Origin of the sequence: Lentzea sp. NPDC058436 (assembly GCF_042721515.1) — a bacterium.
Lineage (GTDB): Bacteria > Actinomycetota > Actinomycetes > Mycobacteriales > Pseudonocardiaceae > Lentzea.
This window is the reverse complement of the sequence record NZ_JBHXLF010000015.1, coordinates 63,236-87,513: the sequence shown is the minus strand read 5'-3', so window position 1 is coordinate 87,513 and position 24,278 is coordinate 63,236. Positions and strand designations below refer to the sequence as shown.

The 24,278-nt window shown below is 69.6% G+C and carries 22 protein-coding genes; 19 read left to right on the top strand and 3 right to left on the bottom strand.

Annotation, left to right across the window (positions count from 1 at the left end; all coding sequences use genetic code 11):
• Window positions 1-32 precede the first annotated feature (32 nt).
• From hisF to hisI, 3 genes are read left to right on the top strand one after another with little or no spacing between them, the layout of a single operon-like run.
• Window positions 33-791: an imidazole glycerol phosphate synthase subunit HisF gene (gene hisF, locus ACFWN2_RS34750; protein ID WP_030477027.1), complete on the top strand. Its 759-nt coding sequence runs from the start codon at window positions 33-35 to the stop codon at window positions 789-791.
• Window positions 788-1,147 (top strand): hypothetical protein, encoded by a 360-nt coding sequence (locus ACFWN2_RS34745; protein ID WP_382434731.1) that lies wholly within the window; start codon window positions 788-790, stop codon window positions 1,145-1,147. The genes hisF and ACFWN2_RS34745 overlap by 4 nt, the downstream gene beginning before the upstream one ends.
• Complete coding sequence (hisI, locus tag ACFWN2_RS34740; protein ID WP_382434729.1) at window positions 1,144-1,494, top strand: phosphoribosyl-AMP cyclohydrolase; 351 nt, start codon at window positions 1,144-1,146, stop codon at window positions 1,492-1,494. The genes ACFWN2_RS34745 and hisI overlap by 4 nt, the downstream gene beginning before the upstream one ends.
• A 17-nt stretch (window positions 1,495-1,511) precedes the next feature.
• Here the strand turns inward: hisI and ACFWN2_RS34735 are convergent, their stop codons facing one another.
• On the bottom strand, window positions 1,512-2,114 hold the full coding sequence (locus ACFWN2_RS34735; protein WP_382434727.1) for a TetR family transcriptional regulator: 603 nt from the start codon (window positions 2,112-2,114) through the stop codon (window positions 1,512-1,514).
• 47 nt (window positions 2,115-2,161) lie between these two features.
• Here ACFWN2_RS34735 and ACFWN2_RS34730 point away from each other — a divergent pair, with 47 nt between their 5' ends.
• The 7 genes from ACFWN2_RS34730 (at window position 2,162) to ACFWN2_RS34700 (ending at window position 8,184) form a co-directional block, all read left to right on the top strand.
• On the top strand, window positions 2,162-3,700 hold the full coding sequence (locus ACFWN2_RS34730; RefSeq protein ID WP_382434725.1) for an anthranilate synthase component I: 1,539 nt from the start codon (window positions 2,162-2,164) through the stop codon (window positions 3,698-3,700).
• A complete protein-coding gene (locus tag ACFWN2_RS34725; protein WP_382434723.1) occupies window positions 3,690-4,106 on the top strand; it encodes a Trp biosynthesis-associated membrane protein in 417 nt (138 codons plus the stop codon). The genes ACFWN2_RS34730 and ACFWN2_RS34725 overlap by 11 nt, the downstream gene beginning before the upstream one ends.
• 132 nt (window positions 4,107-4,238) lie before the next feature.
• Window positions 4,239-5,048, top strand: a complete 810-nt coding sequence (trpC, locus tag ACFWN2_RS34720; protein WP_382434721.1) for an indole-3-glycerol phosphate synthase TrpC — start codon at window positions 4,239-4,241, stop codon at window positions 5,046-5,048.
• Window positions 5,049-5,083: 35 nt separating this feature from the next.
• Window positions 5,084-6,304 carry a tryptophan synthase subunit beta gene (gene trpB / locus ACFWN2_RS34715; RefSeq protein ID WP_382434719.1) on the top strand — a complete coding sequence of 407 codons (1,221 nt, stop codon included), beginning with the start codon at window positions 5,084-5,086 and terminating at the stop codon, window positions 6,302-6,304.
• A complete protein-coding gene (trpA, locus tag ACFWN2_RS34710; RefSeq protein ID WP_382434717.1) occupies window positions 6,304-7,095 on the top strand; it encodes a tryptophan synthase subunit alpha in 792 nt (263 codons plus the stop codon). Before trpB ends, trpA begins: the two co-directional genes overlap by 1 nt.
• A gap of 251 nt (window positions 7,096-7,346) precedes the next feature.
• A complete protein-coding gene (locus ACFWN2_RS34705) occupies window positions 7,347-7,907 on the top strand; it encodes a Uma2 family endonuclease (protein ID WP_382434715.1) in 561 nt (186 codons plus the stop codon).
• Between the two features lie 64 nt (window positions 7,908-7,971).
• Entirely contained in the window at window positions 7,972-8,184 is a 213-nt protein-coding gene (locus tag ACFWN2_RS34700) for a hypothetical protein (RefSeq protein WP_382434714.1), read from the top strand.
• Between the two features lie 53 nt (window positions 8,185-8,237).
• Here ACFWN2_RS34700 and ACFWN2_RS34695 read toward each other — a convergent pair whose 3' ends face one another.
• A complete protein-coding gene (locus ACFWN2_RS34695) occupies window positions 8,238-9,386 on the bottom strand; it encodes an FAD-dependent monooxygenase (protein ID WP_382434712.1) in 1,149 nt (382 codons plus the stop codon).
• A 131-nt stretch (window positions 9,387-9,517) separates the two neighbouring features.
• Here ACFWN2_RS34695 and lgt point away from each other — a divergent pair, with 131 nt between their 5' ends.
• The 3 genes from lgt to ACFWN2_RS34680 are packed head-to-tail and all read left to right on the top strand — an operon-like array spanning window position 9,518 to window position 12,607.
• Window positions 9,518-10,519 (top strand): prolipoprotein diacylglyceryl transferase, encoded by a 1,002-nt coding sequence (gene lgt / locus ACFWN2_RS34690; RefSeq protein ID WP_382434824.1) that lies wholly within the window; start codon window positions 9,518-9,520, stop codon window positions 10,517-10,519.
• 3 nt (window positions 10,520-10,522) lie between these two features.
• Window positions 10,523-11,185 (top strand): response regulator transcription factor, encoded by a 663-nt coding sequence (locus tag ACFWN2_RS34685; protein WP_382434710.1) that lies wholly within the window; start codon window positions 10,523-10,525, stop codon window positions 11,183-11,185.
• A 48-nt stretch (window positions 11,186-11,233) separates the two neighbouring features.
• Window positions 11,234-12,607, top strand: a complete 1,374-nt coding sequence (locus ACFWN2_RS34680; protein ID WP_382434708.1) for an ATP-binding protein — start codon at window positions 11,234-11,236, stop codon at window positions 12,605-12,607.
• On the opposite strand, the gene ACFWN2_RS34675 is transcribed toward ACFWN2_RS34680, so the two are convergent.
• On the bottom strand, window positions 12,576-13,475 hold the full coding sequence (locus ACFWN2_RS34675; RefSeq protein ID WP_382434706.1) for a TAXI family TRAP transporter solute-binding subunit: 900 nt from the start codon (window positions 13,473-13,475) through the stop codon (window positions 12,576-12,578). The genes ACFWN2_RS34680 and ACFWN2_RS34675 overlap by 32 nt on opposite strands.
• A gap of 110 nt (window positions 13,476-13,585) precedes the next feature.
• On the opposite strand from ACFWN2_RS34675, the gene dctA reads away from it, so the two are divergent.
• The 6 genes from dctA (at window position 13,586) to ACFWN2_RS34645 (ending at window position 24,277) form a co-directional block, all read left to right on the top strand.
• A complete protein-coding gene (gene dctA / locus ACFWN2_RS34670) occupies window positions 13,586-14,944 on the top strand; it encodes a C4-dicarboxylate transporter DctA (protein WP_382434704.1) in 1,359 nt (452 codons plus the stop codon).
• 545 nt (window positions 14,945-15,489) lie between these two features.
• Window positions 15,490-20,013: a glutamate synthase large subunit gene (gltB, locus tag ACFWN2_RS34665; RefSeq protein ID WP_382434702.1), complete on the top strand. Its 4,524-nt coding sequence runs from the start codon at window positions 15,490-15,492 to the stop codon at window positions 20,011-20,013.
• A complete protein-coding gene (locus ACFWN2_RS34660) occupies window positions 20,006-21,511 on the top strand; it encodes a glutamate synthase subunit beta (RefSeq protein WP_382434700.1) in 1,506 nt (501 codons plus the stop codon). Before gltB ends, ACFWN2_RS34660 begins: the two co-directional genes overlap by 8 nt.
• Before the next feature lie 473 nt (window positions 21,512-21,984).
• Complete coding sequence (locus ACFWN2_RS34655; RefSeq protein ID WP_382434698.1) at window positions 21,985-22,302, top strand: hypothetical protein; 318 nt, start codon at window positions 21,985-21,987, stop codon at window positions 22,300-22,302.
• Window positions 22,303-22,362: 60 nt separating this feature from the next.
• Window positions 22,363-22,935, top strand: a complete 573-nt coding sequence (locus ACFWN2_RS34650; protein WP_382434696.1) for a carbonic anhydrase — start codon at window positions 22,363-22,365, stop codon at window positions 22,933-22,935.
• Between the two features lie 13 nt (window positions 22,936-22,948).
• A complete protein-coding gene (locus tag ACFWN2_RS34645; RefSeq protein ID WP_382434695.1) occupies window positions 22,949-24,277 on the top strand; it encodes a SulP family inorganic anion transporter in 1,329 nt (442 codons plus the stop codon).
• Window position 24,278 lies beyond the last annotated feature (1 nt).

Genomic DNA, 24,278 nt, shown 5'->3' with positions numbered 1-24,278 from the left:
AGTCCTCCGGCCTGCCTTGTAGGCTTTCCCGCATGTCAGTCGCGGTCCGTGTCATCCCCTGTCTCGACGTCGACCGGGGCCGGGTGGTGAAGGGCGTCAACTTCACCAACCTCGTCGACGCGGGCGACCCCGTCGAGCTGGCGAGGGCCTACGACGCCGAGGGCGCGGACGAGCTGACGTTCCTCGACGTGACGGCCAGCAGCGGCGACCGCGAGACGACGTTCGACGTGGTCCGCCGCACCGCCGAGCAGGTGTTCATCCCCCTCACGGTCGGCGGCGGCGTGCGCAGCCCCGAGGACGTCAACAAGCTGCTCCGCGCGGGCGCGGACAAGGTCAGCCTCAACACCGCCGCCATCGCGCGCCCGGAGCTGCTCAAGGAGTGCTCGGAACGCTATGGCGCGCAGTGCATCGTGCTGTCGGTCGACGCGCGGCGCGTGCCAGGAGGCACCGGCTTCGAGGTCACCACGCACGGCGGCCGCAACGGCACCGGCATCGACGCGATCGCCTGGGCCGCGAAGGGCCAGGAGCTGGGCGTCGGCGAGATCCTGCTGAACTCGATGGACGCCGACGGCACCAAGGCCGGGTTCGACCTCGAACTCCTCGAACTGGTGCGGCGCGAGGTCGACGTCCCGCTGATCGCGAGCGGCGGCGCCGGCGCGATCGACCACTTCCCGCCGGCCGTCGCCGCGGGTGCCGACGCCGTGCTCGCCGCGAGCGTCTTCCACTTCGGCCAGCTCCGCATCAGCGAGGTCAAGGACGGCCTGCGCCAGGCCGGCGTCGTGGTGCGATGAAACCCGTCGAGGTGCGCGTCGCCTCGGCGGTCGCGTTCGGCGGCGCACTGGTGTTCTTCGCGGTCGGCCTCGTCCTGTGGCGCACCACGGGGGACGCGGACGTGCTGAAGCTGCCGTCGTTCCTCGCGCTCGTCGAGCTGCCGATCGCGGCCGCGCTGCTGCTCAGGATCCGGTTCATGCACTACCCGGCGATGATCGTGTTCATCCTCGTCGGGCTGCTGCACCTCGTCATCGTGCTGGCCGACGGGCCGGCGTGGGCCCGCGTCGCGTCCGGCGTGCTGTCCGCCGTGCACATCTACGGAGTGGTCCTGCTCAACACCGGACCGGCTCGTGAACACCTGGGAGGTCCCCGATGAGCAGCCCGCTCGACCCCGCCCTCGCCGAACGCCTCAAGCGCACCCCGGACGGCCTCGTGTGCGCGGTCGCCCAGCAGCGCGGCACCGGCGAGGTGCTCATGGTGGCGTGGATGGACGACGAGGCGCTGCACCGCACCCTCACCACCCGCCGCGCGACGTACTACTCGCGCAGCCGCCAGCAGCTGTGGGCGAAGGGCGAGACCTCCGGCCACACCCAGTACGTGCACGAGGTCCGGCTCGACTGCGACGGCGACACGCTCCTGCTGACCGTCGACCAGGTCGGCGCGGCCTGCCACACGGGCGACCGCACGTGCTTCGACGCCACGGTGCTGCTCGCGGCGGAGTGATCTGACGGCGGAGTGATCTAGTCGAGGTCGCCGGTGAGGTAGCGCTGCAGGTTCGGCCCGATCGCCTTGACGACCGTCTCCATGTCGGCCGACGCCAGCGGTTCGAACCCGACGACGTAGCGGACGATGCCCAGCCCGACCATCTGGGTCGCGCACAGCGTGGCGCGCAGTTCGCGTTGCTCGGCGCCGATCTCGGCGAGCACGTTCTTGAAGATCGCGTTGATCAGGAACTGCTTCAGCGCGCCCGCCACCTCGGGCTGGCTGGTGACGCTGCGGATCAGGGCGGCGAACGTGCCGCCTCCCGTGGCGTCCCACACCGTCACGAAGGTGCGGATGATGCGCTCGCCCGCCTGCTCGACGGGGCCGTCGAGCAGGCGCTTGAGGATCTCGGCCGGGTCGAACGGGAGCTGCAGCACGGACTGGGCGAACAGGCCCTCCTTGCCGCCGAACCAGTGGTTGACCATGGCGGCGTCCACGCCCGCCTTGGCGGCGATCGCGCGTACCGTGGCACCGTCGTAGCCCTTTTCGACGAACACCTCGCGGGCCGCCGCGACGAGCGCGGCCTTGGTGTCCTCGCCCGCGGCTCGGCGGCCTCGACGTTTCTGGTTGACTTGCTCCACGTGGCCCATAGTTCAACAGATGTTGAATTTATGCAACAATCATCGGCATGGTGAGCGTCATCGGGGCTGTGGCCGCCGCTGGTCTGGGGGCCGTGAGCCCAACGCGCGAGGAGTTCCGAGAGCTCGCGGTCAACCGCCGGGTGATCCCGGTGGTCCGCAAGCTGCTCGCGGACGCGGAGACCCCGGTCGGTCTGTACCGCAAGCTCGGAGCCGACCAGCCCGGCACGTTCCTCTTCGAGTCGGCCGAGAACGGTCGCTCGTGGTCGCGGTGGTCGTTCATCGGCGTGCGGTCGTCCGCGGCGCTCACGGCGACCGGTGGTGAGGCGTTCTGGACGGGCACGCGGCCCGTCGGGCTGCCCGACGGCGGCGACCCGATGAAGGCGTTGCGCGAGACCATCGAGGTGCTGCGCACGGACCCGTTGCCCGGCATGCCCCCGCTGACCGGCGGCATGGTCGGCTACATCGGCTACGACGCGGTGCGGCGGCTGGAGCGGCTGCCCGTCATCGCCGAGGACGACCTGAAGCTGCCCGAGATGGTCATGCTGCTCGCGACCGACCTCGCCGCGCTCGACCACCACGAGGGCACCGTCACGCTCATCGCGAACGCGATCAACTGGGACGACTCGACCGAGCGGGTCGACGCCGCGTACGACGACGCGGTGCGCCGCCTCGACGAGATGACCACGGCGCTGCACACGCCCGCGCCGCCGACCGCCGCGGTGTTCTCGCGGCCCAAGCCGGAGTTCCGGCGTCGGCGTTCGCAGGCCGAGCACTTCGCGGCCGTGGAGAAGGCCAAGGAGGCCATCCGGGCTGGCGAGGCGTTCCAGGTCGTCGTGTCGCAGCGGTTCGAGATCGACACCGACGCCGACGCGCTTGACATCTACCGGGTGCTGCGCGCGACGAACCCCAGCCCCTACATGTACCTGCTGCGCCTCGACGGCTTCGACATCGTCGGGTCCAGCCCCGAGTCGCTGGTCACGGTGCGCGACGGCAAGGCGACCACTCACCCCATCGCGGGTACCCGCTGGCGCAGCGAGGACCCCGAGGAGGACGCCCTGCTCGAGAAGGACCTCCTCGCGGACCACAAGGAACGCGCCGAGCACCTGATGCTCGTCGACCTCGGCCGCAACGACCTGGGCCGCGTCTGCAAGCCGGGTTCGGTGCACGTCGTCGACTTCTTCAAGGTCGAGCGGTACAGCCACGTCATGCACATCGTGTCGACCGTGACCGGTGAGCTGGCGGAGGGCAAGACCGCCTACGACGCGGTCGCCGCCTGCTTCCCGGCCGGCACGCTCTCCGGTGCGCCCAAGCCGCGCGCGATGGAGCTGATCGAGGAACTGGAGCCCACGCGCCGCGGTCTCTACGGCGGCGTCGTCGGCTACTTCGACTTCGCCGGGGACGCGGACACCGCCATCGCCATCCGCACGGCCCTCGTGCGCGACGGGGTGGCGTACGTGCAGGCCGGTGGCGGCATCGTGGCGGACTCGGACCCGCTGGCCGAGGACAACGAGTGCCTGAACAAGGCGGGCGCGGTGCTGGCCGCGATCGCCACGGCGCAGACGATGGCTCCGGCAGTTGAGCACTAGCCGCCTCTCCGGACGCAGTCCTTTGTGGACCGCCGCGCTCCTGCTCGTGGGCGCGGCGGGTGCCTTCTGGGGTGCGGGCTCGGTACCGGTCGCGCTGCTCTGCCTCGCGGCCGTCGCCGCCGTCGTCGCGCTGAGCGGGGTGGCACGCCGGGTTCTCGGCGTGCTGCTGGTCGTCGTCGGCGTCGTGGCGGCGTTCTCCGGCCACTGGCTCGCGATCGTCGGTGGAGTCCTCGTGGTGGCCTCCGGCGTGCTTCAAGTGCTGTTGGGGGGCCGCATGCCGAGGATCGGCATGGGCGGGCAGAAGGCCCGCGCGCACGACCCCGAGACGGACATGTGGCGCGCCCTGGAGCGCGGAGACGACCCGACCGACGACAAGAGCGACCCCGGACGTTCCTCGAACGAGTGAAGATCATTCATCCGCGTTCGCGCATGTGACACGTGCACAGCCTCGGTTAGCTGCGTGGACAGGTGAACCCCGGTGGCCGGTGCGTTACTCCGCCGGGGTTAGCATCCCTGTAGCGGGAAGGGGTTCAAGACTGTGACGGTTCTCGAGTCGATCCTCGAAGGTGTGCGTGAGGATCTCGCCGCTCGTGAGGCTCAGTTGTCCTTCGACGTCGTCAAGGAGCGTGCGGCCAAGGCCGCCCCGCCGCTCGACGCGCTGTCGGTGTTGCGCGGGCCGAACGTGGGTGTGATCGCCGAGGTCAAGCGCCGCAGCCCCTCCAAGGGCGCGCTGGCGGAGATCCCGGAACCGGCCGAGCTCGCCGCCTCGTACGAGGCGGGCGGCGCGTCGGTGATCAGCGTGCTGACCGAGCAGCGCCGCTTCGGCGGGTCACTGGCGGACTTCGACGCGGTGCGCAGGGCGGTGAAGATCCCGCTGCTGCGCAAGGACTTCATCGTGTCGCCCTACCAGGTGCACGAGGCGCGCCTGCACGGCGCGGACCTGGTGCTGCTGATCGTGGCCGCGCTGGAGCAGAACGCGCTCGTGTCGCTGCTCGACCGGGTGGAGTCGCTCGGCATGACGGCGCTCGTCGAGGTGCACACGGCCGAGGAGGCAGACCGCGCCCTGGAGGCGGGGTCGTCGGTCATCGGGGTGAACGCGCGCAACCTCCACACGCTGGAGGTCGACAAGGACGTGTTCGGCAGGATCGCGCCGGGGCTACCCTTCGAGACGATCAAGATCGCCGAGTCGGGCGTGACCGGGCCCGGCGACCTGATGTCGTACGCCGGCGCGGGTGCCGACGCGGTGCTCGTCGGCGAAAGCCTGGTGACCAGCGGAGACCCCAAGGCCGCCGTGAACAAGCTCGTGACCGCGGGCTCTCACCCCGCGTGCCCCCGGCCCAGCCGGTAGGGCACGGTTGATCCAAGCGCTAGAGGAGCTACCCGATGGGCCAGTTCACGCCCACACCGCATGATCCAGACGCACGCGGCCACTTCGGCCCGTGGGGCGGCCGGTTCGTCCCGGAGGCCCTGATCGCCGCGGTGGACGAGCTGGCAGCCGAGTACGACAAGGCGCGGCTCGACCCGGAGTTCGTGAACGAGTTCCAGCGGCTGCTGAAGGACTTCGCGGGTCGTCCGTCGTTGCTGACCGAGGCGCCGAAGTTCGCGGAGCACGCGGGCACGCGGGTGTTCCTCAAGCGCGAGGACCTCAACCACACGGGGTCCCACAAGATCAACAACGTGCTGGGCCAGGCGCTGCTGACCAAGCGCATGGGCAAGAAGCGCGTGATCGCGGAGACCGGCGCCGGCCAGCACGGCGTGGCGACGGCGACGGCGTGCGCGCTCCTCGGGCTCGACTGCGTCGTCTACATGGGCGAGGTCGACACCGAGCGGCAGGCTCTGAACGTCGCCCGCATGCGCCTGCTCGGCGCCGAGGTCATCCCGGTGAAGTCCGGGTCCCGCACCCTGAAGGACGCGATCAACGAGGCGTTGCGCGACTGGGTCACCAACGTCGACGGGACGCACTACCTGCTCGGCACCGCCGCGGGCCCGCACCCGTTCCCGCTGCTGGTCCGCGACTTCCACCGCGTGATCGGCATCGAGGCGCGCGAGCAGATCCTCGAGAAGGCCGGTCGCCTGCCCGACGCCGTCGTCGCCTGCGTGGGCGGCGGCTCGAACGCGATCGGCATCTTCCACGGCTTCATCGACGACACCGACGTCCGCCTCGTGGGTGTCGAGCCCGGCGGTTCCGGCCTCGACAGCGGCAGCCACGGCGCGACGCTGACGGCGGGCACGCCCGGTTCGCTGCACGGCGCGATGTCGTACGTCATGCAGGACGAGGACGGCCAGATCACCGAGGCGCACTCGATCTCCGCCGGTCTCGACTACCCCGGCGTGGGCCCGGAGCACTCGCACCTGAAGGACATCGGCCGCGCCGAGTACTTCCCGGTCACCGACGCCGAGGCCATGGAGGCGTTCGCCCTGCTCTCGCGCACCGAGGGCATCATCCCGGCGATCGAGTCCTCGCACGCGCTCGCGGGCGCGCTGAAGCTCGGACCGTCGCTCGGCCCGGACGGCCTGCTGGTCGTGAACCTCTCCGGCCGCGGTGACAAGGACATGGACACGGCCGTGAAGTACTTCGGCCTCGCTGACGGGGGACAGGCCTGATGTCGACGTTGTCCGACGTGTTCGCCGCCGCGAAGGCGGAGTCGCGCGCCGCGCTGATCGGCTACCTGCCCGCGGGTTTCCCGACGGTGGACGGCTCCAAGGACTACCTCCGTTCGATGGTCGAGGCCGGGTGTGACCTGGTGGAGGTCGGCCTGCCGTTCTCCGACCCGGTGATGGACGGCCCGACGATCCAGGCCGCCGCCGAGCAGGCGCTGTCCGCAGGCTTCCGCGTGCGGGACCTGTTCGACGTGGTGTCCGCTGTCTCCGACGCCGGTGGGCGTGCGGTCGTGATGACGTACTGGAACCCGGTGCTGCGCTACGGCGTCGACGCGTTCGCGCGCGACCTCGCCGCGGCCGGCGGGCTCGGCATCATCACGCCCGACCTCGTCCCGGACGAGGCCGAGGACTGGATGGCCGCGTCCGAGGCGCACGGCCTCGACCGGACCTTCCTGGTCGCGCCGTCCTCGACCGAGGACCGCATCGAGATGACCGCGCGCTCCTCCTCCGGCTTCCTGTACGCCACCGCGGTCATGGGCGTCACGGGCGCCCGTGACGTCGTGTCGTCCGCCGCTCCCGAACTCGTCGCACGGGTCCGTGAGCACACCACGCTGCCCGTCGGCGTCGGGCTGGGTGTGCGCTCGGGTGCGCAGGCCGCCGAGATCGCCGGTTTCGCGGACGGCGTCATCGTCGGGTCGGCGTTCGTGTCTGCCGTGGCCGAGGGCGACACCGCGGTGCGCGCACTGGCCGCAGACCTCGCCAAGGGCGTGCGATCGGCTGTCGCGACGGTCTGATCCTCCTTTCGCTCGGTGAAGCCGCTCGGCCTGCTGGCCGGGCGGTTTTGCTTTGTGCCGGCAAGCCCTTGTTTTACCTCCAAGAGGATGACATGGATTCGAACACCTGATCGAGTGAACCTTGTGCGGATGGGGTCGGAACCCCACTTCGGCGTCGCTCTGACCTGCGATCGTGGCGTCATGCACAAGCCAGCCATCCACCCGGCGTGCCACACTGGTACTCGCCGGGCGGTTTTCGGAGGTGAGGCCCAGTGGCAGCTCCAGCAGAGACGGCACCAGCCCAGTACCTGCTGCCGAGGCACGCGGGTCCGTGGTCGCTCGACGACGTCCTGTCGCTCCCCGAGGACAACAGCCAGCGCGTCGAACTCGTCGACGGGATGCTCCTCGTGAGCCCGCTGGGATCGTATCGGCACCAGCAGCTGGTGTTCGATGCTGCGGCCGCCTTGCGCGCAGCCTGCCCTGAGTACCTCCAGACGACGATCGAGCTGAACGTCCTGTTGTCCAGCGGGCGTCTGGTGATCCCGGATTTCACCGTCGTGAGGCCCAGAGAAGCGGGAGTCATGTTCCCGGTCTCCGACGTGGTGCTGGTCGGTGAGGTCTTCTCGCCCAGCACCCGGCTGAACGACCAGGGCCTGAAGCGCAGCCTCTACGCCGAGGCGGGCATCGAGTACTACCTGATGGTCGATCCGGAACCGCGTGTCGTCGAGGCGACGCTGCTGGAACTCCAGGACGGCGAATACGTCGAGATCGCCGTCAGCAAGGGTGGCGTGCTGGAGACCGAGCAGCCGTTCCCGGTGACCATCACGTTCTAGCCGTGGACCTCCTCGTCCATCGGCTGTGAGACATGGTGGACGCGCGGTCTGACCCGTCGAGGGCGTGCTGGCGGCCGTCGTGACGGTGCCGGCGGCGGAGGTCCTCCTCATCGGGGAGGTGTTCTTCCGGAGCACCAAGGTGAACGAACTGGTGCTCAAGAGCCAGGTGTGCGCGGAAGCCGGTATCTCGTACTACCTGATCATCGATCCGGCCAGGGCCATCTCCATGGCGACGTTGTTCGAACTCGAAGAAGGCGCGTACGTCGCGATCGCGTGAAGCGTGAACGGCGTGCTGACCTTCAAGCGTCCGATCACGATCGAGCTGGACTCCTAGGCGTAGAGCCACTCCAGGCGTTCGTGCAGGTCGGCGACGGTCCACGAGGCGAACATCGCGTCACGGGCCGCAGCCGCCTCCCCGGCCGGGTGGTAGACCTCCCTGCCCATCAGCCGTGAGACGTGGTGGACGCGCGCGGTCCGCTCCGAGCGGAGCGCCACGTACCGCGCGAGAGAGCCGGCCACGTCGTGGGAGTCGAACGCGGAGGAGAGGCACACGGCGTCCTCCAACGCCTGGCAGGCGCCCTGGGCGGCGTACTGCAGCACGGGGTGGGCGGCGTCGCCGAGCAGCACGACGCGGGAGTCCTGCCAGGTCGTGATCGGCGGGCGGTCGCACAGCACCCACGCCCGCCACTCGCCGGCGAGTGCCATGACCTGGGCCGCGTCGTTGCAGAGCGGGGTGAAGTGCCGCAGCACCTCGGCGTGCTCGACGGGCTTGCCGGTCATGGGTTCCGTGGCGCCGTTGTCCACCGTGGCCACGAGGTTCACGTACCGTCCGCCGGCGATCACGTACCAGACGACGTGGTAGCGCGGGCCTGCCCAGAGAGTGACGACGTTGTCCTTCAACGACTGCGGCACGTTCTGAGCCGGGATGACCGCGCGGAAGGTCGTGTGGCCGGAGACCGGCGGTTCCCCGTCGCCGACGAGCTGCCGCCGCACCACCGACCGCAACCCGTCCGCACCGACCAGCGCATCCCCGCGCACGTGGTCACCCGACCGCAGCACCGCCGTGACACCGGACGCGTCCTGCGCGTACGACTCCACAGCGCTGTCCACCCGGAGGTCGACCCGCTCGTCGTCGAGGCAGGCGGCGAGCAACGGCGCGAGCACGTCGTTGCGGTGCACCACCGCGTAGGTGCCGAACCGCGCCTGGAAGTCCGAGTCGAACGGCAGCGCGGCGATCAGCCGTCCGGACACGCCGCACCGCAGGCGCCCCTCGTCCACGTGCACGGCGCGAGCCCGCACGGCGGCGCCCACGCCCAAAGAGTCGAGCATGCGGAACCCGTTGGGTCCGACCTGGATTCCGGCGCCGATCTCCTCGAACGCCGCCGCGGCCTCCAGCACCGTGACGCGGTGCCCGGCTCGGGCGAGCCCCACCGCCGTCGCCAGTCCGCCGATGCCGCCGCCGACCACCAGGACCGTCATGTCCGCCCTTTCGCGAGCCCACCGAGACCGCGTCCGAGTATCTCGGGTCGGGGCCGCCGGGCCCAGGATCGGATAACGATCGAGCGTCCCCACGAGGCGCTCACAGGGCGACCGGTACGGTGGGCGCCGTGTTGGACGCCCTTCTGGCCACGATCCCGAGTCCCGACCGCGGTGTTTGGTACCTCGGTCCGCTCCCCATCAGGGCCTACGCGCTGTGCATCATCGCCGGCATCATCGTCGCCATCTGGTGGGGTGAGCGCCGCTGGGTCGCCCGCGGCGGTATCAAGGGCGAGGTCACCGACATCGCCGTGTGGGCCGTGCCGTTCGGTCTCGTCGGTGGACGGCTGTACCACGTCATCACCGACAACCAGAAGTACTTCGGGCCGGGCAAGAACCCGCTCGCGGCGCTGGAGATCTGGAACGGCGGGCTCGGCATCTGGGGCGCGATCGCGCTCGGTGCCGTCGGCGCGTGGATCGGCTGCCGGCGCAGGGGCATCCCGCTGCCCGCGATGGCGGACGCGCTGGCGCCCGGCATCGTCGCGGCGCAGGCCATCGGCCGGCTCGGCAACTACTTCAACCAGGAGCTCTACGGCGGCGACACGACGTTGCCGTGGGGTCTGGAGATCTACCGCCGGGTGACGCAGGAGGGCCGTGAGGACGCGCTGGCTGGTGTCGCCATCGACCACACGCCGATCCAGGTCGTGCACCCGACGTTCCTCTACGAACTGCTGTGGAACCTCGGCGTCGCGTTCCTGATCGTGTGGGCCGACCGCAAGTTCCGCCTGGGCCACGGCCGGGTCTTCGCGCTGTACGTCGCGGGCTACACGGCCGGCCGGTTCTGGATCGAGCTGATGCGCACCGACGAGGCCACGCTGATCCTCGGCACGCGCGTGAACGTGTTCGTGTCGGCGATCGTGTTCTTCGGCGCGGTCGCGTACTTCATCATCGCCAAGTCCCGCGGTGAGCGGGAGGACATCGTCGCGTTGCGGGGCACGGGGGAGACCGCCGAGACCGGCGAGCCCGCCGAAGCCGCGGACGACGTGGCGGAGGACGAGCCCGTCGCCGAGGACGGCAGCGACGTCACCGAGAAGGACAAGAAGGACTCCCCGGCGGAGTCCGTCAAACCGGAGTGAATCTTGCGCGTGCTCGTCGTCGAGGATGACGACCGGGTGGCCAGAGGCCTGCTGACCGCTCTGCGGCACGCGGGTTACGAGGTGCATCGGGTGGCCACGGCCGCCGACGCGCTGCGTGCGGCGCCCGCCGACGTGGTGTTGCTGGACCTCGGCCTGCCCGACGGCGACGGCCTGGACGTGCTGCGCGAGCTGCGGCACCGTCCGGGCACGGCCGTCATCACGGTGACCGCGCGCGGTGAGGAACGCGAACGCGTGCTCGGCCTGCGCGCGGGCGCCGACGACTACGTCGTGAAGCCGTTCGGCACGTCCGAGCTCCTCGCCAGGATCGAGGCCGTGCTGAGGCGAACCCGCGCCCACCGCGCCGAGCCGGAGGCCGAGGCTCCCGTCGAGGTCGGGCCGCTGCACATCATCACGTCGACGCGCACGGTCACGCTGGCAGGCGAACCGCTGTCGCTGACCCGCAAGGAGTTCGACCTGCTCGCCCTCCTCGCGACCCGCAAGGGCGAGGTCGTGAGCCGCGACTTCATCGTCGACCAGGTGTGGCAGGCGCACTGGGAGGCGCCGTCGCGGACGCTCGACACGCACATCGCGGCGCTGCGGGGCAAGCTCGGCGACCACGTCAAGATCGAGACGGTGCGCGGGGTGGGCTACCGCCTCGCCACGTGACGAGTCTCCGAGAGACATCCGCTGGGCCGTGCGGAACAATCTGAACCGATGCTCCGCCGACTGCTCGTCATCACCGTTCCGCTGCTCGTCGCCCTGGTCGCGGCGCTCGGCATCCCTTTGGCGTCCGCGGTGGTGCAGCGGGAGACGCAGACGACGTACCTCGACCGCCTCGGTGACGCCAGCAGGTTCGCCTCGCTCGGCGAGAGCGCGTTGCAGTCGGGCCGGTTGGAGGCCCTGAGCCAGGAGATCCAGGGCTACGACCACCTCTACGACGTGCCCGTCGCCCTCGTCAGCGCGGACAGGCGGATCCTGCTGGCCTCCCGGCTGGAGTTCGACCCCACCAAGGACCCCGAGGTCACCACCGCGCTCGACACGGCGCTGAACGGGGGCGTGCGGCCGGAGCCCGGGTACTCGGGCTGGCCGTGGCGCACCGGTCCGATGGTCGTCGTCGAGCCGGTCGGAAGGGACAGCGAGGTGGTGGCCGCCGTCATCACCATCTCGCAGACGGCAGGCCTGCGGTCCGAGGTGTTGCGGCAGTGGGGGTTGCTGGCGCTGGCCGGTCTCGCGCCGATGTTCGCCGTGGTCGCCGCCGCCTGGCCGATGTCGCGCTGGGTGCTGCGGCCGATCGGCAGGCTCGACGAGGCCACCGCGGCCGTCGCCCAGGGCAACCTCGAGGTGCGGGCGGACGAGGTCGGCGGGCCGCAGGAGCTCAGACGGCTCGCCCGCAGTTTCAACACCATGGTCGACGTCGTCGGCAAGGCGCTGAACAGGCAGAAGGCGTTCGTCGCCGACGCGTCGCACCAGCTGAGGAACCCGCTGGCGAGTCTGCGGCTCGCCGTGGACAACCTCGAACCGCACGTGGAGGGGGAGCACGCGCGCGAGGCGCACCAGATCGCGGTCGAGGAGGCCGAGGAGATGGGACGCGTGCTCGACACGCTGCTGGCCGCGACCCGGCTCGACAGCGCCCGGCAGACCGAACCCGTCGAGATCGACCAGCTGCTCACGACGCACCGGCCGGCGTGGCAGGCGCTCGCGAGCAAGGCGGGGGTCGCCCTGAAGATCGACATCCCGGCCGGGCTGACCATGCAGGAACCGCCGGGTGGCCTCGGCAGCGTGCTCGACGAGCTCGTCAGCAACGCCATCCGGCTCTCCAACGCCTCCGAGGTGGCGATCACCGGCAAGCACGGTGAGCTGCACGTCGTCGACAACGGCGACGGTCTCACCCCCGAGGAACGGGAGCTCGCGCTGCAACGGTTCTGGCGCGCCACCAAGCACCAGAACATCGCGGGCACCGGCATGGGACTCGCGATCTGCGCCGAGCTGATCGAGTCGGCCGGCGGCACGCTCACCCTGCACGACGCCGAACCCGGCCTGGACGTGAAGGTCGCTCTCAGCGCTTCACGGAACGGAACCACCGCTTAGCGCCGTCGTGCAGCGGTACGAGGCCGGTCGCGATGCCGGTGCGGACGTTTATCCGCGACGCCTCCGGGTGCCCCTCCACGATCCGCGCGGTCTCGGTGAACACCGTGCGCGTCACGACCTCCACGACGTCCGCGCTCAGCGACTCGCGCGCCAGCAGCAGGTTCGGCACCGCGAACGTCTGGTTCGCCGCCACGTCCTCGTAGATCGTGCTCGGGATGGTCGCGGGGATGTACGGGCCCTTGAACGCGTCGGCGAGCTTGATCGCCTCCTGCGGGATGTCGATCAGCCGGACGTTGCCCTGCAGGTCGGTGATCGCGGGCGTCGGGATGCCGGTCAGCGCCAGCAACGCGTCCAGCGACCCGTTCGCGACCCGGCGGGAGGCCTCCGCGTGCGCCATGCGTTCGTCCACTGCGGACAGGCCGAAGAAGTCCAGCATCCGCTCGGCGGTGAACTCCGTGCCGGAGCCCTTGGGGCCCAACGAGATCCGCTTGCCCGCCAGGTCGCCGAAGGTGTTGATCGGGGACGTGGTCGGCACCGCGATCTGCATGAAGCTGTCGTAGAGCCTGCCGACCGCGCGGACGCTCTGCGGGTCGTCGATGGGGTCCAAAGAGGACAGCGCGAGCTGGGCTTCACCTGATCGCAACAACTGCAGGTTCTCCACCGACGCGGCCGTCGGGATGGCGGTCACCTTCGTGCCGGGCAGCTGCTCGGCCAGCGCGGCCGCCAGAGCCCCGCCGACCTCGCGGAACACGGCGCCCTCCGGCCCGGTCGCGAGCACCAGCTCAGCGGGGGCCTCGACCTTGCGCGGGGTGCACCCGGCAAGAGCCAGACCGGCCCCTAGCAGAAGCGTGCGACGGCTGAGCGACACCGATGAAGCCTAGCTGTTACGTCAGGGCTGTCTGAAGTTTCCCGACGCCCGCTTGTCGGGCCTGGTGGCGCGGCTCACTCTCTGTCCAACGCGTAGTTCAAGGAGGAACAGTGGCCACCACGACCACAGGGCGCAAACCGATCTACAAGCACCTCTACTTCTGGGTGCTCGTCTCCATCGTTCTGGGCGCTGCCGTCGGCTTCCTGTTCCCCAAACAGGCGTCCGAGATGAAGTGGCTCGCCGACCTGTTCGTGAACCTCGTGAAGGTCGTCATCGCGCCGACCATCTTCGCGACGATCATCGTCGGCATCGCGGGCCTCGGCAACCTCGCCAAGGCGGGTGGCCTCGCACTCCGCACGATCCTCTACTTCACCGCGATGACCACGGTGGCGCTCGCCATCGGCCTCATCGTCGTGAACATCGTGCAGCCGGGTCACCACGGCGGCGAGATCACGCTCAACGCGAGCCAGGCCGACGCGACGCTGAAGTCCGCGTCGACCGCGGAGACCGGTGTCACCGGCTTCATCCTGAGCCTCGTACCCAAGTCGTTCGTCAGCGCGTTCACGGACGGCCAGCTGATCCAGGTGCTCGTGGTCGCCATCCTCGTGGCCGTCGCGGTCGCCGGCATGGGTGAGCGCGGCGCCAAGGTCGTCTCCGCGATGGAGACGCTCTCCAAGGTGATGTTCGGCATCATCAAGATCGTCATGTACGTCGCCCCGATCGGTGCCTTCGGCGGTATCGCCTACACGGTCGGCAAGTTCGGCGGCAGCGTCCTCGGCAAGCTGCTGTGGCTGATGGGCTCCTTCTACGCCACCTGCCTCCTGTTCGTCATCGTGGTCCTCGGCCTGGTGGCGAAGTTCGCGGGCTTCAGCCTCTTCAAGTTCCTGCGCTACATCAAGGACGAGATCCTGATCGTGCTCGGCACCTCGTCGTCCGAGTCGGTGCTGCCGCGCATGATGGTCAAGCTGGAGGCGGCGGGCGCGCAGAAGTCGGTCGTCGGCCTCACGATCCCGACCGGGTACTCGTTCAACCTCGACGGCACGTGCATCTACCTGACCATGGGCGCGATCTTCATCGCCCAGGCCACTGGTCACGACGTGTCGATCGGCGTCCAGATCGGCCTGCTGCTGTTCATGCTGATCGCGTCGAAGGGCGCGGCGGGCGTCACCGGTGCCGGCCTCGTCACCCTGGCCGCCTCGCTGCAGGCCTTCGAGGCCCACTCGGCCATCCCCGCGGTCGGCATCGCGCTGATCGTCGGCATCGACCGCTTCATGTCCGAGGCCCGCGCCATCACCAACGTGATCGGCAACGGTGTCGGGTCGCTCGTGGTCGCCGCCTGGCAGAAGGCCCTCGACAAGGACCAGCTGACCCGCGTGCTGAACAACCCCGACAGCGTCGACGTCGACGACTTGCTCTCGAAGCAGACCGGCGCGGACGACGACAAGAAGGAGCCGGCCGCGGCCCACTGAGAACGTCCGTGGCCGGAGGCGACTCTTCCCGCCTCCGGCCACGAGACCTCTCCGACCTCCATGAATGCCGAGGTCCCGCTCTCCCCGCATGCGGCGCGGGGTGAACGGGGCCTCGGTTTCGTTTGGGGCCACCGGCGTGCGATCTGCCTGAATGGACGGTGCCGGTGCGACCGGGTTCCGGTGACGTGAGCGTCCGCTAACTGGGACGGCAGGCGGCTGAACAGCCAAAACGAGTACGTACCCGGCTCATCCAGTGGCAAACCGCGAATGTAGCGCAGCTCTCATCCGACTGGCCGTAGTTGAACGTTCGGTTACGCTTACCCGGCTGTAACGAACGCCGACGTTGGCCGCAATGTCGCTCCGCAGCCAGGAATCGTTACACATCCATGACCTAGATCACCCATTGGCGGGTGTCCCTGGGTTTCGCGGCTGTTAAAGTCGCGTCAACACGCGGGCCATCGTCGTCCCGTGCTCCCACCTGTTGGTTCGAGGTCTGAGCACGAGGACTTTGTTCTTTCGCGAGGACGACGAAGGAGGTCTGCGCAGTGATCTTCTCCGCCATCCCCGGCCCCCAGGGTCTCTACGACCCGGCTGATGAGCGCGACGCCTGTGGTGTCGCCATGGTGGCCGACATCCAGGGCAGGCGTTCTCACGGCATCGTCGCGGATGCCCTGACAGCGCTGGCGAACCTGGAGCACCGGGGCGCCGCCGGCGCCGAGCCCACGTCGGGCGACGGTGCTGGCATCCTTCTGCAGCTGCCGGACGAGTTCCTGCGTGCTGTCGTCGATTTCGACCTGCCCGAGCGCGGGCAGTACGCGGCGGGCATCGCCTTCCTGCCGTTCGAGTCCGAAGAACGCGTCGCCGCGATGCAGGAGATCGAGCGCATCGCCGAGCAGGAGAGCCTCGTCGTTCTCGGCTGGCGCGACGTTCCGGTCGACCCGGAGAAGGCGAACGTCGGCCCCACGGCCATGTCGGTGGCGCCGCACTTCGCGCAGCTGTTCGTGAAGGGCACGCGCGACGAGTCCGGCATCGCGCTGGACCGCCTCTCGTTCTGCCTGCGCAAGCGGGTCGAGCACGAGGGCAGCGTCTACTTCCCGTCGCTGTCGGCGCGCACGATCGTCTACAAGGGAATGCTGACGACCGAGCAGCTGCCGGCGTTCTTCCCTGACCTGCACGACGAGCGCCTCTACACGGCGATCGCGTTGGTGCACAGCCGTTTCTCCACGAACACCTTCCCCTCGTGGCCACTCGCGCACCCGTTCCGGTTCGTCGCGCACAACGGTGAGATCAACACCGTCCGCGGCAACCGCAACCGCATGCGCGCCCGCGAGGCGTTGCTGGACAGCGAACTCGTCGACGGCGACCTCGCCAGGCTGTTCCCGATCTGCAACCCGGACGGTTCGGACTCCGCGTCGTTCGACGAGGTGCTGGAGCTGCTGCACCTCGGCGGCCGCAGCCTGCCGCACGCGGTGCTGATGATGATCCCCGAGGCGTGGGAGAACCACGCCACGATGGACCCGAAGCGCCGCGCGTTCTACCAGTTCCACGCTTCTCTCATGGAGCCGTGGGACGGCCCGGCCTGCGTCACGTTCACCGACGGCACGCTCGTCGGCGCGGTGCTGGACCGCAACGGCCTGCGTCCCGCCCGCTGGTGGCAGACCGCCGACGGCCGCGTCGTCCTGGCGTCCGAGACCGGTGTGCTCGACGTGCCGTCCGACCAGGTGGTCGCGAAGGGCCGCCTGCAGCCCGGCCGCATGTTCCTGGTGGACACCGAGCAGGGCCGCATCGTCGACGACGAGGAGTTCAAGTCGGGGCTCGCGTCGGAGCAGCCCTACGACGAGTGGCTGCACGCCGGCCTGCTCGACCTCGCCGACCTGTCGGACCGCGAGCACGTGGTGCAGAGCCACGAGTCCGTCGTGCGCCGCCAGCTCACCTTCGGCTACACCGAGGAGGAGCTGCGGATCCTGCTCACGCCCATGTCGATCATGGGCATGGAACCGCTGGCGTCCATGGGAACGGACACCCCGGTCGCGGCGCTCAGCCAGCGCTCCCGGTTGCTCTACGACTACTTCGTGCAGAACTTCGCGCAGGTCACGAACCCGCCGCTGGACGCGATCCGCGAAGAGATCGTCACGTCCGTCAAGCGCGTGATGGGTCCCGAGCAGAACCTGCTCGACCCCGGCCCGGTGTCGTGCCGCCACGTGACGCTCGACTACCCGGTCATCGACAACGACGAGCTCGCGAAGCTCATCCACATCAACGACGACGGCGACCTGCCGGGCTTCGCCTGCACCGTCCTGTCCGGACTGTACGAAGTGGACGGTGGCGGCGAGGCGCTGACCGCCGCGATCGAGCGCGTGCGTCGCGAGGCGTCGGAGGCCATCGCGAACGGTGCTCGGACGCTGGTGCTCAGCGACCGCGACTCGGACCACCGCATGGCGCCGATCCCGTCGCTGCTGCTCGTCTCCTCGGTGCACCACCACCTGGTGCGCACCAAGGAACGCCTGCGCGTCGCGCTCGTCGTCGAGTCCGGTGACTGCCGCGAGGTCCACCACGTCGCCGCCCTGCTGAGCTACGGCGCCGCCGCGGTGAACCCGTACCTCGCGTTCGAGACGATCGAGGACCTGATCAGCCAGGGCGCCATCACCGGCGTCCCGGCGCACAAGGCGATCCGCAACTACGTCAAGGCGCTCGTCAAGGGCGTCCTGAAGATCATGTCGAAGATGGGCATCTCGACGGTCGGCGCCTACACCGCGGCGCAGATCTTCGAGGCCGTCGGCCTGTCGAACGACCTGCTGGACGAGTACTTCACCGGCACGCAGTCGAAGCTCGGCGGCGCCGGCCTGGAGGTGCTCGCCGAGGAGGTGGCGGTGCGCCACCGCCGCGCGCACCCGGAGAACCCGACCGACCGCGTGCACCGCAGGCTCGAAGTGGGTGGCGAGTACTCGTACCGCCGCGAGGGCGAGCTGCACCTGTTCACGCCCGAGACGGTGTTCCTGCTGCAGCACGCCACGAAGACGCGCAAGGAGGAGGTCTTCCGCCAGTACACGGCGGAAGTCGAGCGCATCTCGCGGCAGGGCGGCACGCTGCGCGGGCTGTTCAAGTTCCGGGGCGAGGGCCGCACACCGATCCCGATCGACGAGGTCGAGCCCGTCAGCGCGATCGTCAAGCGCTTCAACACCGGTGCCATGTCGTACGGCTCCATCTCGGCGGAGGCGCACGAGACCCTCGCCATCGCGATGAACCGCCTCGGCGGTCGTTCGAACAGCGGTGAGGGCGGCGAGGACCGCGAGCGCCTGTACGACCCGGAACGCCGTTCGGCGGTCAAGCAGGTCGCGAGTGGACGGTTCGGCGTCACGAGCGAGTACCTCGTGAACTCCACGGACATCCAGATCAAGATGGCGCAGGGCGCGAAGCCCGGCGAGGGCGGCCAGCTGCCCGGCTTCAAGGTCTACCCGTGGGTCGCGCGCACCCGGCACTCCACGCCGGGCGTCGGTCTGATCTCGCCGCCGCCGCACCACGACATCTACTCGATCGAGGATCTGGCGCAACTCATCCACGATCTTAAGAACGCGAACGAGCAGGCTCGGGTTCACGTGAAGCTCGTCTCGTCCATCGGCGTCGGCACCGTCGCCGCCGGTGTGGCGAAGGCCCACGCGGACGTCGTGCTGATCTCGGGCTACGACGGTGGCACCGGCGCCTCGCCGATGAACTCGTTGAAGCACGCGGGAACGCCGTGGGAGATCGGCCTCGCCGAGACCCAGCAGACGTTGCTGCTCAACGGGTTGCGCGACCGCATCACCGTCCAGGTCGACGGCGCGATGCGCACCGGCCGTGACGTCGTGGTCGCCGCGCTGCTCGGTGCCGAGGAGTTCGGCTTCGCCACGGCGCCGCTGATCGTCGCGGGCTGCGTGATGATGCGCGTCTGCCACCTGGACACGTGCCCGGTCGGCGTCGCCACGCAGAACCCCGACCTGCGCGCCCGCTACACCGGCCAGGCCGACCACGTCGTGAACTTCTTCGAGTTCATCGCGCAGGAGGCCCGCGAGATCCTGGCCGAGCTCGGTTTCCGCACGATCGACGAGGCGGTCGGTCACGCGGAGCTGCTCGACAAGGACGAGGCGATCGAGCACTGGAAGACCGCGGGCCTGAACCTGGACCCGGTCTTCGAGGTGCCCGAGACCCCGTACCCGACGGCGAAGCGCCGGATCCGCGAGCAGGACCACGGCCTCGACAAGGCCCTGGACCGCACGCTGATCCAGCTCGCAGAGGCGGCGCTGGAGGACGCGCACCAGGTCAACCTGGAGCTGCCCGTCCGCAACGTCAACCGCACCGTCGGCACGCTGCTCGGCGCCGAGGTCACCCGCCGCTACGGCGGCGAGGGCCTGGAGGACGACACGATCCGGGTCAAGCTGACCGGTTCGGCCGGCCAGTCGCTCGGCGCGTTCCTGCCGCGCGGCATCACGCTGGAGATGGTCGGCGACGCGAACGACTACGTCGGCAAGGGCCTGTCCGGCGGGCGGATCATCGTCCGGCCGCACGACGACGCTCCGTTCCGCGCCGAGCAGCAGGTGATCGCGGGCAACGTGATCGGCTACGGCGCGACCTCCGGTGAGGTCTTCCTGCGCGGCCGCGTCGGCGAACGCTTCTGCGTCCGCAACTCCGGCGCGTTGCTGGTGGCGGAGGGCGTGGGCGACCACGCGTTCGAGTACATGACCGGTGGCCGGGCCGTGGTGCTCGGGCCGACCGGGCGCAACGTCGCGGCCGGCATGTCCGGTGGCATCGCGTACGTGCTGGACCTGGATCCCCTGTCGGTGAACCAGGAGATGGTGAATCTGCAGCGCCTCAGCGCCGAGGACCTGCGTTGGCTCAAGGACGCGGTCACCAAGCACCACGACGCGACGGGTTCCGCCGTCGCCGCGTCGCTGCTCGGGGACTGGACCCGCCGGGCCGGTGCGTTCACGAAGGTCATGCCCGGTGACTACCAGCGCGTTCTCGAGGCCATGCGCCTCGCGCGCGCCGAGGGCCGGGACGTTGACGCGGCTGTCATGGAGGCGTCTCGTGGCTGATCCACAGGGATTTATGAAGTACACCCGCTCCGACGCGCCGAAGCGTCCGAAGCCGGAACGCTTGCAGGACTGGAACGAGGTCTACCTGCACGAGGACCCGCAGGAGCGCAACGCCGCCGTGCGCACGCAGGCGACGCGGTGCATGGACTGCGGCATTCCCTTCTGCCACAGCGGAACCGCGGGCTGTCCACTCGGGAACCTCATCCCCGAGTGGAACGACCTGGTGCGCCGCGGCGACTGGGAGCTGGCCTCGGACCGCCTGCACGCCACCAACAACTTCCCGGAGTTCACGGGTCGTCTGTGCCCGGCACCGTGTGAGGCCGCCTGCGTGCTGGCGATCTCGCACGACGCCGGTGGCGCCGTCGCGATCAAGCGGGTCGAGGAGACCATCGCGGACATGTCGTGGGAGAACGGCTACGTGCAGCCGTCCCAGGCGACGGTGTCCTCGGGCAAGCGCGTCGCGGTCGTCGGTTCCGGTCCCGCCGGACTCGCCGCCGCGCAGCAGCTGACCCGCGCGGGCCACGAGGTCGTCGTGTACGAACGCGACGACCGCCTCGGCGGCCTGCTGCGGTACGGCATCCCCGAGTTCAAGATGGAGAAGAAGGTCCTCGACCGCAGGCTGTCGCAGCTGCGCAAGGAGGGCACGAAGTTCGTCACCGGCTGCGAGGTCGGCGTCGACATCACGGTCGAGCAGCTGCGGGCCGAGTTCGACTCGGTCGTGCTCGCCGTGGGCGCTCTGCGCGGCCGTGACGACAAGACGACCCCGGGACGTGAGCTCAAGGGCGTGCACCTCGCGATGGACCACCTGGTCCCCGCGAACCGCGCCGTCGAGGGTGACGGCCCGTCGTCGTACTCCGCCGAGGGCAAGCACGTCATCGTCATCGGTGGCGGCGACACGGGCGCCGACTGCTACGGCACCGCGACCCGCGAGGGCGCGCTGTCCGTGACGCAGCTCGACCAGTACCCGATGCCGCCGTCCGTCCGCGACGACGACCGCTCGCCGTGGCCGGTGTGGCCGCACGTCCTGCGCACGTACCCCGCGCACGAGGAGGCAGGCGAACGCCGCTTCACCGTGGCGGTCAAGCGCTTCGTGGGCGACGACGAGGGCCACGTGCGGTTCATCGAACTGCAGCAGGTGCGCGTCGAGAGGGACTCGTCCGGCCGTCGCTCGGTCGTGCCGCTGTCCGACGAGGTCGAGGTCCTGCCCGCGGACATGGTGCTGCTGGCGATCGGCTTCGAGGGCGTCGAGCACATGCGTCTGCTCGACGACCTCGGCATCTCGCTGACGCAGCGCGGCACGATCTCGTGCGGCTCCGACTGGCAGACGACCGCGCCCGGCGTGTTCGTCTGCGGGGACGCCCACCGCGGCGCTTCCCTGGTGGTGTGGGCGATCGCCGAGGGGCGGTCCGTGGCGAACGCCGTGGACAACTTCCTCACGGGTTCCTCGAACCTGCCTTCGCCCGTCATCCCGAACCAGCTTCCGCTCGCTGTGGTCTGACAACGGCGTCCGACAGCGGAGAGCAGCATGACGCCCCGCGCGACAACGACGTCGCGCGGGGCGTTCGCCTTTTCCGGGGGCGTGCGCGTACCGCAGTTCCCGGCTTGAATCCTGTCAATGGGGTGAACTTCCGGGAAAATCGCGCATTCGGCGCGTAGCCTCTGACGGATTGGTGTCACGATCGCCACATTCCGAGTAGTGCTGCCGGCGAACCCGTGCGTTCGGTCGGTCTCATTTGGCATGTGGTCACGGATTGTATTGGTAGCCTATGGATCGCCGGCTCGGACACACTCTTTCGGCATAGCGGAACCGCGCGAAGATCACTCTGCGCATATGTGTCTTTCCGTGAGACGAGAAGACCTTTCGGGTGAAACTTCGGTGTGGTCCGGGCCAAGTTGACTTCGCATATCGCGGAAGTTGTCCATTTCGGGCGAAACTGATAGCTGTAGATCGACTCGGTTGGGGGTGTGAGCATGCGCAGCGTTCTTCTCGCTGTCGTCGTCGCCCTGTGCGCCGTGCTCGCCCCGGCCGTGTCGACGGCGTCGATCGGCGCGCCACCACCGAAGTCGAAGACCTCCGCTCCCAAGGAGGAGGCGCCCCGCGAGGAGCGCGAGACGAGCCGCCTGCGTCTGCTGGTCGCCTCCGTCGACCGCACGTCCAGGGTGGCCGTTCCGTCGTTCGTCACCGTGTTCCTGCCGCGCTCCGTTCCCGGTGTGCTCGTTCTCGTGTCCAACGCCGAACCGATAGCGGTCTGGCGCACACCTCCCGCGTTGCAGGTGTTCCGCAACTGATCGGTCCTCTCTCCCCGGATCGAAACCGAACACCTTTTTCCTACGCAGTGAGGGACTCCAATGGACTTCCATCGCTTTGTTCAGCATGCCCGCGCACACGCCGCTTCGCGTTCCAGCGCACTCGGCCGCAAGCTCGCAGCGGGCCAGCAGCCCAGCACGATGTTCATCACGTGCGCGGATTCGCGCATCGTGACCGCCGCTATCACGGGTGCCGAGCCCGGTTCGTTGTTCGAACTGCGGACCGCCGGCAACGTCATCCCGCCCTACTCGCTGACCTCGCCCAGCAGCGAGATGGCGACCATCGAGTTCGCCGTGCTGCAGCTCGGTGTCAGCGAGATCGTCGTGTGCGGTCATTCGCACTGCGGCGCGGTCGGCGCGTTGAACGGCGGCGGCATCGACCACCTGCCCGCGATGCGCGGGTGGCTGCGCCCCGGACAGCCGCGTCAGGCGTCCGGCCCCGCCATGCGCCCGGAAGGACAGGAGCACGTGCGCGCCCAGCTGGAGGTCCTGCTGGCGTACCCGTTCGTCGCCGAGAAGGTGGCGAAGGGCGAGCTGCGCGTCCACGGCTGGTTCTACGACATCGAGACCGGCGAGGTCTCCGCGTGTGCCGAGCACGCGTTCCTTCCGCTCTAGGGGTCTCGACGTGATGAAGAAGCATTGGACCGATCTCGGCGCGTCGGTCGTCGTGTTCCTCGTGGCGTTGCCGCTGTGCGTGGGCGTGGCGGTGGCGTCCGGGGTGCCGGCCGAGCTCGGCATCGTGACCGGTGTGGTCGGCGGCATCGTCGTCGGCCTGCTGCCGGGCAGCACGATGCAGGTGAGCGGACCGGCCGCCGGTTTGACGGTGCTGGTGGCGGATGCCGTCAGCCGGCACGGACTGCAGGCGCTGGGCGTGATCGTTCTCGGCGCCGGACTGCTGCAGATCGCACTGGGCTTAGCCCGGTGCGGGCGCTGGTTCCGCGCGATCTCGCCCTCGGTGGTGCAGGGCATGCTCGCGGGCATCGGGCTGGTCCTGATCTTCGGCCAGCTCAAGCACCTGATCGTCTCGCCGGTCGCGGCCGCGCTCGGCCTGCTCACCGTGCTGATCATGTTGCTGTGGCAGCGCACGCCGATGCGCGTGGTGCCCGGCATCCTCGTCGGCGTGGTCGTCTGCACGGGGATCGCGACGGTGTTCGCGTCCTCGGTCGAGAAGATCACGGTCGGCACGCTCTCGACGGACGTGCACCTGCCGAACTTCTCGTTGCTCGACACCGGGGTCGTCGGCACGGCAGTGGTGTTCGCCCTCGTCGCCTCTGCCGAGAGCATGTTCAGCGCCGCCGCGGTCGACCGCATGCACAGCGGCCCGCGCACGCAGTACAACAAGGAACTGGTGGCGCAGGGCGTCGGCAACTCGATCTGCGGCCTGCTCGGCGCGTTGCCCATGACGGCGGTGATCGTGCGCAGCGCGGCCAACGTGTCGGCAGGAGCCCGCACGAAGGTGTCCCGGGTGATGCACGGCGTGTGGCTGCTGCTGTTCGTGGTGCTGCTGCCGGGGTTGCTGACGCTGATCCCGATCGCCGTGCTGGCAGCGGTCCTGGTGCACGCCGGGTGGAAGCTGCTCGGCCTGCGTGAGGTCGTCACGTTGTGGCGCACCGACAAGGCCGAGATGTTCATCTTCCTGCTGACCGCGGGCCTCATCGTGGGCACGGACCTGCTGACCGGCACCGTGGCCGGTCTGCTCGCCGCCGTGATCAAGACCGCCTGGGACGTCTCCAGGCTGCAGGTGACCGTGACGGCGGAGGGGGTGGCGTTGCGCGGCAACGCGACCTTCCTGCGGCTGCCCGTGCTGCTGGACGAGCTGGAGCGGGTCGACCGCGAGCACGTCCGGATGGACCTGAGCGGGGTCCGGCACCTCGACCAGGCCTGCGGGCAGGCGATCGACCAGTGGGTCGACCAGTCGCGCAAGGCGGGCAGGACCGTCGAACTGGTCGGACGGTGAG

Bases quoted from the DNA above. Each gene is read 5' to 3' on its own strand.
- hisF (WP_030477027.1), top strand. From the start codon at position 33: ATGTCAGTCGCGGTCCGTGTCATCCCCTGTCTCGACGTCGACCGGGGC.
- ACFWN2_RS34745 (WP_382434731.1), top strand. From the start codon at position 788: ATGAAACCCGTCGAGGTGCGCGTCGCCTCGGCGGTCGCGTTCGGCGGC.
- hisI (WP_382434729.1), top strand. From the start codon at position 1,144: ATGAGCAGCCCGCTCGACCCCGCCCTCGCCGAACGCCTCAAGCGCACC.
- ACFWN2_RS34730 (WP_382434725.1), top strand. From the start codon at position 2,162: ATGGTGAGCGTCATCGGGGCTGTGGCCGCCGCTGGTCTGGGGGCCGTG.
- trpB (WP_382434719.1), top strand. From the start codon at position 5,084: ATGGGCCAGTTCACGCCCACACCGCATGATCCAGACGCACGCGGCCAC.
- trpA (WP_382434717.1), top strand. From the start codon at position 6,304: ATGTCGACGTTGTCCGACGTGTTCGCCGCCGCGAAGGCGGAGTCGCGC.
- ACFWN2_RS34695 (WP_382434712.1), bottom strand. From the start codon at position 9,386: ATGACGGTCCTGGTGGTCGGCGGCGGCATCGGCGGACTGGCGACGGCG.
- ACFWN2_RS34680 (WP_382434708.1), top strand. From the start codon at position 11,234: ATGCTCCGCCGACTGCTCGTCATCACCGTTCCGCTGCTCGTCGCCCTG.
- ACFWN2_RS34655 (WP_382434698.1), top strand. From the start codon at position 21,985: ATGCGCAGCGTTCTTCTCGCTGTCGTCGTCGCCCTGTGCGCCGTGCTC.
- ACFWN2_RS34650 (WP_382434696.1), top strand. From the start codon at position 22,363: ATGGACTTCCATCGCTTTGTTCAGCATGCCCGCGCACACGCCGCTTCG.
- ACFWN2_RS34645 (WP_382434695.1), top strand. From the start codon at position 22,949: ATGAAGAAGCATTGGACCGATCTCGGCGCGTCGGTCGTCGTGTTCCTC.